An 11,827-nucleotide genomic window follows, 5' to 3' on the forward strand; every position below is an offset into this window, starting at 1 on the left:
GATGGGATGCAAGGCGCAAACCGCAGCCATAGCCGCAGCTATGGCGAGGATTTGCAACGCGGCAGACCGCCCGAGGTACGGATGCGCGGCGCGTGAGGGACTTGTTCAGCATTGCCCTAAATTACTGTGGCAGCGGAGGCGTCTCGCCGGCGCCAGCCGCCTGCGCCTGCTGCTGCTCGTACATGGCCTGAAAGTTGATTTCGGCCAGGTGCACAGGCGGAAAGCCGGCGCGATTCACGATGTCCGCCACGTTGCCACGCAGGTAGGGGTAGACGATCTGCGGGCAGGCGATGCGCATGATGGCGCCCATTTGCTCTTCCGGGACGTTGCGGATTTCAAAGATGCCGGCCTGCTTGGCCTCGACCAGAAACACCGTCTTGTCCTTGATCTTGGTCTGCACCGTGGCCGTGACCGCCACTTCGTAGATGCCGTCGGCGACTGGGCTGGCTTCCACGCCGAGCTGAATGTCCACGCTGGGCTGCTCGGCTTCGAGCAGGATGCCCGGCGAATTGGGCTGCTCAAGCGACATGTCCTTGAGGTAGACGCGCTGGATCTGGAAGATGGGGGTGTCGTTGTCGGCCATGGTGTGCTTGCTTTCAGCTCAAACCGGGCCTGGCCAGGAGCGGCAGGCCCAAAAACAAACCCGCTGCAGGAGCAACTCCCGCAGCAGGCACATAGGGCAGGATTATGCCGCGCCCAGCAAGGGCATCAGCTCGCCTCGGCTATCGAGCGCCACCAGGTCGTCGTGGCCCCCCACATGGGTGTCGCCGATAAAGATTTGCGGTACGGTGCGCCGGCCGGTGATCTCCATCATGTGCATGCGGGCTTGCGGGTCGGTGTCGATGCGGATTTCCTCAATCGTCTCGACACCCTTGGCCTTGAGCATCTGCTTGGCCCGGATGCAGTAAGGGCAAACGCCGGTGGTGTACATCTTCACGGCTTGCATGGAAGTCCTTTCATTTTTCAGGATTTTTCAACCGGCAGGTTGGCAGCACGCCAGGCGTTGAGCCCCCCGGCGAGCACTTGCACGTTGGAGTACCCCAGTTTGCGCGCCACCGCTGCGGCGCGATTGGCGCGGGCACCGCTGGCGCACAGCAGCACGACCGGCAGCGCCTTGTTCTTGACCATCGCCGGCAAGCGCGCCTCCAGATCGGCCAGCGGAGCGTTGCGCGCCCCTACGGCGTGGCCAGCGGCGTATTCGTCGGCACTGCAGACGTCGATCAGCACGCCTTTCTCCCGGTTGACGAGCTGCACGGCGCCCGCAGGCGCGAGCCCGCCGGGCATGCCACCCTTGAACATCGGCACCAGCAGCATGCCCCCCGAGGCGATGGCCATTACGAACAGATACCAGTTATCGAGAAAGAAAGTCACAGGAATCCTTGGGTTGCAAACCTGTCAATTTTAGAATGTATGGTTTTGACCCGCTCGCACCCAGGCCATCCATGCACAAGCTCGTACTCATTCGCCACGGTGAATCCACCTGGAATCTCGACAACCGCTTTACTGGCTGGACCGATGTGGACCTGACGGACACCGGCATCGAGCAGGCCAAAAACGCCGGCCGGCTGCTGCGTGAAGAAGGCTACGAGTTCGACCTCACCTGCACCAGCGTGCTCAAGCGCGCCATCCACACGCTGTGGCATTGCCTGGACGCCATGGAGCGCCAATGGCTGCCCGTGACCAAGAGCTGGCGCCTGAACGAGCGCCACTATGGCGCGCTGCAGGGCCTGAACAAGGGCGAAACCGCCAAAAAATACGGCGACGACCAAGTCCTCATCTGGCGCCGCAGCTACGACACGCCGCCGCCCGCGCTGGACGCCGCCGACGAGCGCAGCGAGCGCTCCGACCTGCGCTATGCAGGCTTGGCCGAGGGCGAAGTGCCGCTCACCGAATGCCTCAAGGACACGGTGGCACGGGTGATGCCATTCTGGAACGACACGCTGGCGCCCGCCATTCGGTCGGGCCAGCGCGTAATGGTGGCCGCGCACGGCAATTCGATTCGCGCGCTGGTCAAGTACCTCGATGGCATCTCCGACGCCGACATCGTGGGGCTGAACATCCCCAACGGCATCCCGCTGGTCTACGAACTGGACGCGAATCTCAAGCCCCTGCGCAGCTACTACCTGGGCGACGCCGAGGCCGCAGCCAAGGCCGCCGCCGCCGTGGCGTCTCAGGGCAAGGGCTGAGCGGGTTTTCCCGCACGCTGGTCGGGAACCCTGGCGACTCAGGCGCTTCCAAGGCAGCACGGTGTATATTGAATCGGTTAAAGGGGCTGTATGGGTCAAAAACTGAAAATCACGAGTTGGGTGGCGATTGGCGTATTGGCAGGGGCACTCACGACGGTGTCTTTGCAGACGGTGGCACGTGGAGCCATGTCGCCGCTGCCGCTGGAGGAAATCCAGCAGCTGTCCGCCGTGTTCGGCCTGATCAAGACCGACTACGTGGAGCCGGTGGACGACAAAAAGCTGATTACCGACGCCATCTCGGGCATGGTTTCCAGCCTGGACCCGCATTCGCAGTACTTCGACAAGAAGTCGTTTGCCGAATTCCGCGAAGGCACAACGGGCCGCTTTGTCGGGCTGGGCATCGAGATCACCCAGGAAGATGGGCTGATCAAGATCGTCTCGCCCATTGAAGGCTCCCCCGCTTTCCGCGCCGGCCTCAAGACCAATGACCTGATCACCAAGATTGAGGACACGCCCGTCAAGACCCTGACCTTGAGCGAAGCCGTCAAGCGCATGCGTGGCCAGCCCAACACCCAGGTGACGCTGACCATCCTGCGCAAGAACGAAAGCCGCACGTTCCCGGTAACCATCACGCGCGAGGAGATCAAGACACAGTCGGTCAAGGGCAAGATCATGGAACCTGGCTACGGATGGATCCGGGTGTCGCAGTTCCAGGACCGCACCGTCGAAGACTTCGTTCAGAAGGCGCAAGAGCTCTACAAGCAAGACCCGAAGATGAAAGGCATGGTGCTGGACCTGCGCAATGACCCGGGCGGCCTGCTGGATGGCGCCGTCGCCATTGCCTCGGCCTTCCTGCCTGCTGACACCACGATCGTCTCCACCAATGGCCAGTTGGCCGAAAGCAAGGCTACCTACAAGGCCGCCCCCGAGTTTTACGCACGCCAGGGCGACCCGTTGCGGGGACTGCCGGCCGGACTCAAGACCGTCCCCCTGGTGGTGCTGGTGAACGAGGGCTCTGCCTCGGCCAGCGAAATCGTAGCTGGCGCGCTGCAGGACAACAAGCGCGCCATCGTCATGGGCAGCCAGACCTTTGGCAAAGGCTCGGTGCAAACGGTGCGGCCACTGGGCCCGGACACCGGCATCAAGCTCACCACCGCACGCTACTACACGCCCAGCGGCAAATCCATCCAGGCCAAGGGCATCGTGCCCGACGTGCTGATCGACGAAACCGCCGAAGGCAACCTGTTCGCCGCCCTGCGCATGCGCGAAGCCGATCTGGCCAAGCATTTGAGCAGCGGTCAGGGCGCCGAAGTCGAAGACAAGGCCCGTGAAGAAGCACGCGAAGAAGCGCGCAAGCGGCTGGAAGAAGAATCCAAGAAACCACTTGCCGAGCGCCGCGTACCCGAATTCGGCGCCGACAAGGATTTCCCGCTGCAGCAAGCTCTGAACCAATTGCGTGGCAAGCCGGTGCTGGTGAGCAAGACGCAAACCGAGCGCAAGGAAGAGGCCAAGGCCAACTGACTCCTCTAGGGACGTCTCGCAGGCTGGCGGCCTCTGGGCTGACCAGCCTTTGCTTTGCCCTTGGAAGCCTCGCAGCACTGCCATGACCGACGACCAACTCCTGCGCTATTCGCGCCACATTCTTCTCGATGACATCGGCATTGAGGGACAGGAGCGGATCATGGCCAGCCACGCACTGGTGATCGGCGCCGGCGGACTGGGCTCCCCCGCCTTGCTCTACCTCGCAGCCGCAGGCGTGGGACGCATCACGCTGGTGGACGACGACACGGTCGATCTCACCAACCTGCAGCGACAGATCGCGCACACCAGTGCCCGCGTGGGCCTGCCCAAGGTGGTATCGGCGGCCCAAGCCATGCAGGAGATCAACCCGGACGTGCAGGTCACGCCCCTGCAGCAGCGCGTGGACGCCAACCTGCTGGACGACCTGGTCCCCGGCGCCGACGTAGTCCTCGATTGCAGCGACAACTACACGACACGCCAGGCGGTCAACGCCGCCTGCGTGCGGCATGCGCGCCCGCTGGTGGCCGGCGCGGCGATACGGTTTGACGCCCAGATCACGGTAGTGGACCAACGCGTGGCCGACACGGCCTGCTACGCCTGCCTGTTTCCTCCAGCCGCGCGCTTCGAGGAAGAAGCGTGCTCCACACTCGGCGTGTTTGCCCCCCTTGTGGGCGTGGTGGGTGCTCTGCAAGCGGCAGAAGCGCTGAAGCTTCTGGTGGGTACCGGCCAATCTCTGGCGGGGCGCTTGTGGATGCTGGACGGGCGCTCCATGGAGTGGAGCAGCATGCGCACCCAGCGCGACCCAGCGTGCCCCGTATGCGCAGGTTGCACGTAGGAGCTTGCCTACGGCAGGCACGTGCGTGTGCTGGCAGAATCATCGCCACTCGCTACGTACACTGCCCCCACGGGTCATGCGCTCCCGCCTCACCGGACTGGCCGACAGTGAAATTAAAAACCTACATCGTCGAAGACAACGCCACCATTCGGGAGAACCTGATCGGGACGCTGGAAGAGCTTGCAGCCATTGAACCGGTCGGAGTGGCCGAGACGGAAGACGACGGCAAAGCCTGGCTCACGCACCACAGCTCCGAGTGGGATTTGGCCATCATCGACCTTTTCCTGCGCCAGGGCAGCGGTTTGGGAATATTGGCGGCCTGCCACGAGCGCAAGCCGCACCAGCGGGTGGTCGTGCTGAGCAACTACGCCACGCCCGACGTGCGCATGCGCTGCGCACAACTGGGTGTCGACGCAGTGTTCGACAAATCAAACGAAATAGACGCTCTGGTGGATTACTGCATCTCGCAGGCCGACAGCCTTGACGCTGACACTGCGCACCCTCATTCCTGAGTGCTCGGCACCGCGGCGCAGCTGTCTGTGCACCATGCACCGGCACCAGCGCTTTTCAGTCGATCAAACGATTTTTCAGTGCGTAATAGGTCAGATCGCTGTTGGAGCTGAGCGCCATTTTTTCCATCAGGCGCGTGCGGTAGGTGCTCACGGTTTTCACGCTGAGCGACAAATCCTTGGCGATGTCTCCCGCCGTCTCTCCACGCGCCAACTTCAAGAACACCTGGAACTCGCGCTCCGAGAGTTGTTCATGCGGCGGTGCATCGTCCTTGCGGTTGAGTTGCTGCGCCAGCAGTTCGGCCACGGCGGGGGTCAGGTAGCGGCGGCCAAGGGCAATGGTGCGAATCGCCTCGACAATCTCCTTGGGCTCGCATTCCTTGTTCAGATAGCCGCTCGCACCCTGGCGAATGAGCGAAATGGCGTAGTGCTCCTCGGGATAGCCGCTGAGTATCAGAATCCCCATCTCCGGGGCCTTGGCGCGCAGCATGGCCAGCGCATCCAGGCCGCTCTGTCCGGGCATGGCAAGGTCCATCAGCAACACATCGATTTCGTGGTTGCGCACCAGATCGATAGCCTCGCGCCCGTTGCCCGCCTCGCCCACGACGCGCAGATCTACATGTTCCGAGAGGAACTGGCGCAAGCCCGAGCGAACAATTGCGTGGTCATCGACAATGCCGATATTGATCATGCTGCGTCTTTCTGCCCACCTGCTGGCGGCCTGTTTTTTGGTTTGAATGACAACCATCTGGAGCTGACTGCCCTCAGGGTGCGCATGCAGATCATTATCCGGAATTTGGCATTGTGACCACCGTCTTTAGGACATTTTCCATGCAATGGTCTCAATTGAAGAAATTTGCCTTCAGCCTGCCGATTGCGATAGCGGCCACCCTGGCGCTCTTGGCCATCAACGAAATCGGGTTTCGCAGCTCGGTCGCCGCACTCGAACAGGTGGAACGCACCCAGGCCCTGCGCGATTCGGTCATGCAATTGCTGCAAAGCATGCTGGACGCAGAAACAGGGCACCGGGGCTATCTTCTGACAGGCGACGAGCGCTACCTGGCACCCTACGACCAGGCGATCTCCACGGTCAATACCAACCTGGACCAATTGCGGATCATGGTGATCGGCTCACAGGCCGATCTTGCGGAGTTCGCACAACTCTCGCGCCAGGTCTCACGCAAGCTGTCGGAAATGAACCTGAGCCTGCGCCTGCGCCGCGAGGGCAACGAAGATGCCTGGAAGTTTGTGCTCTCGACCGACGTCGGACTGGAAAACATGGAGGCCATTCGCCAACACGCCAAAGCCCTCATCGATTTCACCACGCTGGCCACGTTGCAGGACCGAGGCAAGATTCGCCAGTCGCTGCTGCTCTCGCGCCTGGGAATTTCTGCGGTGAGTGCCATTGGCCTGCTGGCGTTTGCCATGTATTTGCGCCAGACCACGGCGCTGCAAAAGGCGACGGAACGCGAACAGGTGTTGCTGGAAGCCGAGCGTGCACGGCTCGAAGGATTGGTACGCGCGCGCACCGAAACGCTCTCCGAGCTCGCCAGGCACTTGCAGGTCGTGCGCGAGGAAGAGCGCGGGCACCTTGCGCGCGAACTCCACGATGAACTTGGCGCACTCCTGACAGCGGCAAAACTCGACGTGGCACGCCTCAAGTCCCGCACGGCGACCGCGGGCCCCGAAGTGGCAGAACGGCTCCAGCATTTGACCGACACCCTGAATGGGGTGATTGCCCTCAAGCGCCGCATCATCGAAGACCTGCGCCCTTCCTCGCTCTCGAACCTGGGCTTGACGGCGGCGCTCGAAATTCTCACGCGTGAATTCGCCGAGCGTGCCAACCTTGATGTGCAAATCAACGTGGAGCCGGTCACGCTGCCCGATGCAACGAATCTCACGATCTACCGCATGGTCCAGGAATCGCTCAACAACATTGCCAAGTACGCCCGTGCACAGCATGTGCTGGTCACGGTGCACAACCACCCCGCGCACATCGCCGTACAGATTCGCGACGACGGCATTGGCTTTGCGGAGGAAAACGTCCGGCGCAACGCCCATGGCCTCCTGGGCATGCGCCACCGGGTCGAAGCGGCAGGCGGGCGGTTGACCATTACCTCGTCGCCGGACACAGGGACACTGGTTTCTGCAGTGATTCCCATTGTCCCTACGGCCCCTGCGGCCCCTGCGCTGGCCACAGCCATCTGAGCTGCGGCGCCACCCCGGCGGCTTCACATCCTGCGGCAGCCGTGCGATTTTTGTAGGCCTATGCCTACACAACCACCCCCCTGCAAACTGACGGTGCGTGGCGACCGCACCTTGCAGCCCGCTGGTGGCAGCACGCTTAGAGTACCGACAACTGTGTTGAAACCTTCAACGCACACCCGCTCAATCGCACCGCGACACTGAAACAGGAGCTAAAAAATGCTGCACTACGCCGTTGTCTTTCTTGTCATTGCGCTCATCGCCGCCTTGTTCGGCTTTGGTGGCATCGCTGCCGGCGCTGTGGGCATTGCCAAGATATTGTTCTTCATCTTTGTCGTACTCGCAGTGCTCACGTTCGTGGCAAGCTTGTTTCGGCGCGGATAACGGTATTTCGCCCTACTCCAGCGCCACCCCCTATAGGAAACCGACATGAACCCGCAACAGGTCACCGAAAAAATCAACCAGGCCACGGATCGCACGGCTGACGCCCTACGCAACACCGCAGACGCCACCTTGCAGAGCGCACAGCACGCCGTGAACGCAACGCGCAATGCAGCAAACACCCAGTTGGACCGGGCTGCGGCCGCCGTGGACTCCATGCGGGACGACATCGACCCCACGATCAACGAGCTTGCCGCCAAGGCCCAGGCCCTGGCAGAACGCAGCATCAACTACTGCGCGCACACCAGCGAGCGCCTGCGCCAGCAGGTAGACCACTACAGCCAGGCGACCACGCGCTACGTGGTGGGCCAACCTGCCAAATCCATGCTGATTGCCTTCGGCAGCGGCGCGGCGCTTGCCACGCTGCTCATTCTCGCCACGCGCGGCCGACGCGACTGACAGCCCACAACCGCCGCGGCCAAGTCCGACTTGCCCGCCCCATGACCAGCCAAGAAGGGACCCCATGAGCAAGAAGACCAACAGCACCACCTTGGAACTCGACCACACCGCCTTGCGCGCCGCCGCTACCCAGGAGCTTGACCGCGGCGCAGTGACGCCCGCTTCAAGCCCGTACCGCGAATCCATCGTCAAATTGCTCAACGGTGCGCTGGCGACCGAGCTGGTCTGTGTGCTGCGCTACAAGCGCCACCATTTCACCGCCCATGGCCTGGCATCGCCCGCCATTGCCGACGAATTGCTGGTGCATGCCGATGAAGAATCCGGCCACGCGGACCTGCTCGCCCGGCGCATCGTGCAGCTGGGTGGCGAACCCGACTTCTCGCCCAAGGGCATTGAGGAGCGCAGCCATGCCGACTACGACGATTCCACCGATCTGAAAACCATGCTGCGCGCCGACCTGGTGGCCGAGCGCATTGCCGTCGAGGCTTACCGCCAGATGATCAACCTGATCGGCGACAAAGACCCCACCACGCGGCGCATGCTCGAAGAAATCCTCAGCGACGAGGAAGAGCACGCCGACGAAATCCGCGATTGGCTCGACCAGTAAGCCCTCGCTTTTCCCTTCTCCCTTTCCCCCCACAGTCGGTCCGATCCGGGAGGTGCAACAGATCGACCGGCTGCATGTTTCCCAGCACCAGTGTTCCCCCACCAACTTCCAAGGAAAAACCATGAAATACGCACGCGCCCTCGCCTTTGCCGCCATTGCCGGCATCACCGTCCTCTCCACCGGCTGCTCGGTGGCGCGCCACCAGCAAACGGTTGGCTCCTACGTGGACGACGCCGGCATCACCACGGCCGTGAAGGCCAAGATGGCGGAAGACAAGTCTGTCTCGGCCACCTCCATCAGCGTGGAAACGCTGAACGGCACGGTGCAGCTCTCGGGCTTTGCCAAGTCGCAACATGAGAAAGACACTGCAGCCGAAATCGCCCGCACCACCAAGAACGTGCGCGACGTGCGCAACAACATCGTGGTTCGTCCGTAATTTTTTCGGATCAGAATCCAAAACCCGCTTCGGCGGGTTTTTTTACGTCTGCCCGTTTCGGTAGGTTTTTTGCGTTTGCCCGCTTCGGCAGGTTTTTTTACGCAAGGTTCGGCGACGTCTGATCTCGCTTCTTTTGCATCAGGCGCGCCAGCACGCCGGGCGAGACGAACTTTTCGACCTCGCCGCCCAGCAGCGCAATCTCGCGCACGAAGGTACTGCTGATGAACTGGAACTTGTCGCCCGGTGTGAGGAACACCGTTTCGACCTCGGGCATCAGCGCCCGGTTCATGCCGGCGAGCTGGAACTCGTAATCAAAATCGGTCACGGCGCGCAGGCCGCGCACCATGGCCTTGCCGCCGTTGTTCACGACAAAGTCGCGCACCAAGCCGTCGAAGCTCGCCACGCTCACCTGCGGATAGGGTGCCACGGCCTCACGCACCATGGCCAGGCGGTCTTCCAGGCTGAACAGCGTTTTTTTGTGGTGGCCGGCCGCCACCGCCACAATCACCGTGCCAAAGAGCTGCGTCGCCCGGTACACGATGTCTTCATGGCCGAGCGTGATGGGGTCAAAGGTGCCTGGGTAAACGGCGATGACGTTTTTCTGGGTCATGGGCTTCTTTCAGCGGCTGCGCACCGCAGCCTGCGTGCGACACACCATTATGGACGCCAAGCGGCGACCGGATGCAGCGTCGAATTTCAAGCAAAATTAGGCTGTAGCGCTTATTCTATAAGCGCAAGCAGCTATATTTTTCGGAGCAAATGCGCATGCACCGCGCCGGCACGCAAGTGGCGGTGAACCGCAAGGCCCAGGTCCGCCAGGGTTTCGTCGCTCCAGCGCTCGGGGGCTTCCAGGTAAATGAACCCCTGCGGCGCCAGCGCGGCAACCGCCGCGCGCAAGGCCGGCTCGAAGAGCGCGCTGCCAAAAGGCGGGTCGAGGAAGACCGCATCCAGACTGGCCGGCGCGCTCTGGCGCAGCGCAGACACGCCGTCGCCGCGCTGCACGCGCACGGCACCCGCTTGCAGGCGCTGCTGCCAGGCGTGCAACTGCGCCACCAGCGCCGGCTCACTTTCCACCAACTGGACCGAGGCCGCACCGCGCGAGGCGGCCTCAAAGCCGAGCGCGCCAGTGCCGGCAAACGCATCCAGACAGCGCCAGCCGCCCAGATCCTGGCCCAGCCAGTTGAACAACGTCTCGCGCACGCGGTCGGGCGTGGGGCGCAGGCCTTCGAGTTTTGCCACCGGCAAACGCGTGCGCTTCCATTGGCCACCAATGATGCGCACTTCACCCGGCGCTGCGGCGGGCTTGGCGCGCACGGCGCCCGGTGCGGGGCGCTTCAAGGCTGCGCCCCCAGCACCACGGTGACCATGCGATCGGGCTGGAGCTTGCGCGCCATGGCGGCGCGCACGTCGGCCACGGTGAGTGCGGCCACGCGGTCGGTCCAGCCGTCGAGGTAGTCGAGCGGCAAGCCATTGGTGGCAATGTTCACCACGTTGCCCAGGAGCTTGCGGTTGCTGTCGATGCGCAGGGCAAAGCCGCCAATCAGGTTGTCCTTGGCGGCTTTGAGCTCGGCCTCGGTGGGGCCCTCGGCGACGAAACGCTCAAGCACCGCGCGCGACACCTTGAGCGCTTCGGCCGCCTGGTCGGGGCGCGTCTGCAGGCTCACGACAAAGGCGCCGGCGTTCAAGCCCGGCGCAAACTGGCTGGAGACGCTGTAGCTCAGGCCGCGCTTTTCACGCACCTGCTCCGTCAGGCGCGACGTGAAGCCCCCGCCTCCCAGAATGTGGTTGCCCACCAGCAGCGCGAGAAAATCCGGGTCGCTGCGCTTGAAGCCAGGCTGGCCGATGAGCACATAGGCCTGTGCCGACTGGAAGGGAATGTTGATTTCCTCGGCCTTTGCAAGCGGCTGCACCGCCGGCACGGCAGGCAGCGCAGCGCAGGGCGCACCGCTGGGCAGGTGGGCCAGCAAGGTGCCCACCAGCGTCTGCGCTTGCGGGCGCGAGACCGCGCCGACGATGGACACCTTGGCGCGGCAGGCCTGCAGGCTGCGCTCGGCATAGGCGCGCAGGTCGGCCACTTCGATCTTAGAGACGGTCTCTGCCGTCACCTGCTGGCCATAGGGATGCGTGCCATACACCGCCTTGGCAAACGCCTTGCCCGCCACGGTGCCAGGGCGGGTGTCGGATTCGCGGATCGCCGCACTCCAGCGCGAGCGTTCGCGCTGCCAGACGTCTTCAGGCCAGGCAGGCTGGCCGATCTGGCGCGAGGCAAGCTCTGCGGCGCGCGCCAGCAGGGGTGCGTCGGTCAGGGAACGCAGCGAAAAGCTGAAGGCGTCTCTATCGGCCCCGGCGCCAAACGAGGCACCGAGGTCTGCCCAGGCCTCGCCGAGCGCGTTTTCGTCAATCGCCGGGGCATCGCCCGCAGCGCGTACACCCTTGGTGACCATGTCGGCCGCAGCGCTGGCGAGGCCCGCCTGCGCCGCCGGGTCGCGCCGGCTGCCGGCGTCGAAATCGACCTGCACGTCCACCATGGGCAGCGCCGGGCTTTGCACCAGCCAGACCTGCGCACCGCTGGGCTCGACCCAATGCTCGATCGGCAGCAAAGCCCAGGCAGATTGAGAGTAAAAAACCACTCCAGCGCTTATTGCACAAGCGCGAGCAGCTATTTTTTTAATAGCGTTCATGGAAACC

Annotated in this window: 16 protein-coding genes; 9 read left to right on the forward strand and 7 right to left on the reverse strand. The window is 63.2% G+C overall.

The window, feature by feature from the left end; genetic code table 11:
* Positions 1-121 precede the first annotated feature (121 nt).
* From secB to D3F03_RS07805, 3 genes are all read right to left on the reverse strand, one after another.
* A complete protein-coding gene (secB, locus tag D3F03_RS07795) occupies positions 122-583 on the reverse strand; it encodes a protein-export chaperone SecB (protein WP_119108828.1) in 462 nt (153 codons plus the stop codon).
* A 102-nt stretch (positions 584-685) separates the two neighbouring features.
* The gene (grxC, locus tag D3F03_RS07800; RefSeq protein WP_119108829.1) at positions 686-946 is read right to left on the reverse strand and encodes a glutaredoxin 3; all 261 of its coding nucleotides are present in this window, start codon (positions 944-946) and stop codon (positions 686-688) included.
* 17 nt (positions 947-963) lie between these two features.
* Complete coding sequence (locus D3F03_RS07805) at positions 964-1,371, reverse strand: rhodanese-like domain-containing protein (protein WP_119108830.1); 408 nt, start codon at positions 1,369-1,371, stop codon at positions 964-966.
* Between the two features lie 71 nt (positions 1,372-1,442).
* On the opposite strand from D3F03_RS07805, the gene gpmA reads away from it, so the two are divergent.
* The 4 genes from gpmA (at position 1,443) to D3F03_RS07825 (ending at position 5,054) form a co-directional block, all read left to right on the forward strand.
* Positions 1,443-2,186 (forward strand): 2,3-diphosphoglycerate-dependent phosphoglycerate mutase, encoded by a 744-nt coding sequence (gene gpmA / locus D3F03_RS07810; protein ID WP_119108831.1) that lies wholly within the window; start codon positions 1,443-1,445, stop codon positions 2,184-2,186.
* A 90-nt stretch (positions 2,187-2,276) separates the two neighbouring features.
* On the forward strand, positions 2,277-3,707 hold the full coding sequence (locus D3F03_RS07815) for a S41 family peptidase (RefSeq protein ID WP_119108832.1): 1,431 nt from the start codon (positions 2,277-2,279) through the stop codon (positions 3,705-3,707).
* 82 nt (positions 3,708-3,789) lie between these two features.
* Positions 3,790-4,542 carry a HesA/MoeB/ThiF family protein gene (locus D3F03_RS07820; RefSeq protein WP_119108833.1) on the forward strand — a complete coding sequence of 251 codons (753 nt, stop codon included), beginning with the start codon at positions 3,790-3,792 and terminating at the stop codon, positions 4,540-4,542.
* A gap of 107 nt (positions 4,543-4,649) precedes the next feature.
* Positions 4,650-5,054, forward strand: coding sequence for a response regulator (locus D3F03_RS07825; RefSeq protein WP_119108834.1), 405 nt, complete (start codon positions 4,650-4,652; stop codon positions 5,052-5,054).
* Positions 5,055-5,109: 55 nt separating this feature from the next.
* On the opposite strand, the gene D3F03_RS07830 is transcribed toward D3F03_RS07825, so the two are convergent.
* The gene (locus D3F03_RS07830; RefSeq protein WP_119109445.1) at positions 5,110-5,742 is read right to left on the reverse strand and encodes a response regulator; all 633 of its coding nucleotides are present in this window, start codon (positions 5,740-5,742) and stop codon (positions 5,110-5,112) included.
* Between the two features lie 140 nt (positions 5,743-5,882).
* Here D3F03_RS07830 and D3F03_RS07835 point away from each other — a divergent pair, with 140 nt between their 5' ends.
* The 5 genes from D3F03_RS07835 to D3F03_RS07855 all read left to right on the forward strand — a co-directional run bounded on the left by D3F03_RS07835 (position 5,883) and on the right by D3F03_RS07855 (position 9,139).
* On the forward strand, positions 5,883-7,259 hold the full coding sequence (locus tag D3F03_RS07835) for a sensor histidine kinase (RefSeq protein ID WP_119108835.1): 1,377 nt from the start codon (positions 5,883-5,885) through the stop codon (positions 7,257-7,259).
* 216 nt (positions 7,260-7,475) lie between these two features.
* Positions 7,476-7,640 (forward strand): DUF1328 domain-containing protein, encoded by a 165-nt coding sequence (locus D3F03_RS07840; protein WP_119108836.1) that lies wholly within the window; start codon positions 7,476-7,478, stop codon positions 7,638-7,640.
* Between the two features lie 45 nt (positions 7,641-7,685).
* Positions 7,686-8,096, forward strand: a complete 411-nt coding sequence (locus D3F03_RS07845) for a hypothetical protein (protein ID WP_119108837.1) — start codon at positions 7,686-7,688, stop codon at positions 8,094-8,096.
* A 64-nt stretch (positions 8,097-8,160) separates the two neighbouring features.
* Complete coding sequence (locus tag D3F03_RS07850) at positions 8,161-8,703, forward strand: ferritin-like domain-containing protein (protein ID WP_119108838.1); 543 nt, start codon at positions 8,161-8,163, stop codon at positions 8,701-8,703.
* Between the two features lie 121 nt (positions 8,704-8,824).
* The gene (locus D3F03_RS07855; RefSeq protein ID WP_119109446.1) at positions 8,825-9,139 is read left to right on the forward strand and encodes a BON domain-containing protein; all 315 of its coding nucleotides are present in this window, start codon (positions 8,825-8,827) and stop codon (positions 9,137-9,139) included.
* Positions 9,140-9,236: 97 nt separating this feature from the next.
* On the opposite strand, the gene coaD is transcribed toward D3F03_RS07855, so the two are convergent.
* From coaD to D3F03_RS07870, 3 genes are all read right to left on the reverse strand, one after another.
* Positions 9,237-9,749 carry a pantetheine-phosphate adenylyltransferase gene (coaD, locus tag D3F03_RS07860; protein WP_119108839.1) on the reverse strand — a complete coding sequence of 171 codons (513 nt, stop codon included), beginning with the start codon at positions 9,747-9,749 and terminating at the stop codon, positions 9,237-9,239.
* Between the two features lie 131 nt (positions 9,750-9,880).
* A complete protein-coding gene (gene rsmD / locus D3F03_RS07865) occupies positions 9,881-10,477 on the reverse strand; it encodes a 16S rRNA (guanine(966)-N(2))-methyltransferase RsmD (protein WP_245960542.1) in 597 nt (198 codons plus the stop codon).
* Positions 10,474-11,820 carry a M16 family metallopeptidase gene (locus D3F03_RS07870; protein WP_119108840.1) on the reverse strand — a complete coding sequence of 449 codons (1,347 nt, stop codon included), beginning with the start codon at positions 11,818-11,820 and terminating at the stop codon, positions 10,474-10,476. The genes rsmD and D3F03_RS07870 overlap by 4 nt, the downstream gene beginning before the upstream one ends.
* Positions 11,821-11,827: the final 7 nt, after the last annotated feature.

Source organism: Simplicispira hankyongi (assembly GCF_003570885.1).
Lineage (GTDB): Bacteria > Pseudomonadota > Gammaproteobacteria > Burkholderiales > Burkholderiaceae_C > Simplicispira > Simplicispira hankyongi.

Excerpts from the sequence above, each read along its gene's own strand:
- gpmA (WP_119108831.1), top strand. The coding sequence starts at position 1,443 with ATGCACAAGCTCGTACTCATTCGCCACGGTGAATCCACCTGGAATCTC.
- D3F03_RS07820 (WP_119108833.1), top strand. The coding sequence starts at position 3,790 with ATGACCGACGACCAACTCCTGCGCTATTCGCGCCACATTCTTCTCGAT.
- D3F03_RS07855 (WP_119109446.1), top strand. The coding sequence starts at position 8,825 with ATGAAATACGCACGCGCCCTCGCCTTTGCCGCCATTGCCGGCATCACC.
- D3F03_RS07845 (WP_119108837.1), top strand. The coding sequence starts at position 7,686 with ATGAACCCGCAACAGGTCACCGAAAAAATCAACCAGGCCACGGATCGC.
- D3F03_RS07835 (WP_119108835.1), top strand. The coding sequence starts at position 5,883 with ATGCAATGGTCTCAATTGAAGAAATTTGCCTTCAGCCTGCCGATTGCG.
- D3F03_RS07830 (WP_119109445.1), bottom strand. The coding sequence starts at position 5,742 with ATGATCAATATCGGCATTGTCGATGACCACGCAATTGTTCGCTCGGGC.
- secB (WP_119108828.1), bottom strand. The coding sequence starts at position 583 with ATGGCCGACAACGACACCCCCATCTTCCAGATCCAGCGCGTCTACCTC.
- grxC (WP_119108829.1), bottom strand. The coding sequence starts at position 946 with ATGCAAGCCGTGAAGATGTACACCACCGGCGTTTGCCCTTACTGCATC.
- D3F03_RS07840 (WP_119108836.1), top strand. The coding sequence starts at position 7,476 with ATGCTGCACTACGCCGTTGTCTTTCTTGTCATTGCGCTCATCGCCGCC.
- coaD (WP_119108839.1), bottom strand. The coding sequence starts at position 9,749 with ATGACCCAGAAAAACGTCATCGCCGTTTACCCAGGCACCTTTGACCCC.
- D3F03_RS07815 (WP_119108832.1), top strand. The coding sequence starts at position 2,277 with ATGGGTCAAAAACTGAAAATCACGAGTTGGGTGGCGATTGGCGTATTG.
- D3F03_RS07870 (WP_119108840.1), bottom strand. The coding sequence starts at position 11,820 with ATGAACGCTATTAAAAAAATAGCTGCTCGCGCTTGTGCAATAAGCGCT.
- D3F03_RS07850 (WP_119108838.1), top strand. The coding sequence starts at position 8,161 with ATGAGCAAGAAGACCAACAGCACCACCTTGGAACTCGACCACACCGCC.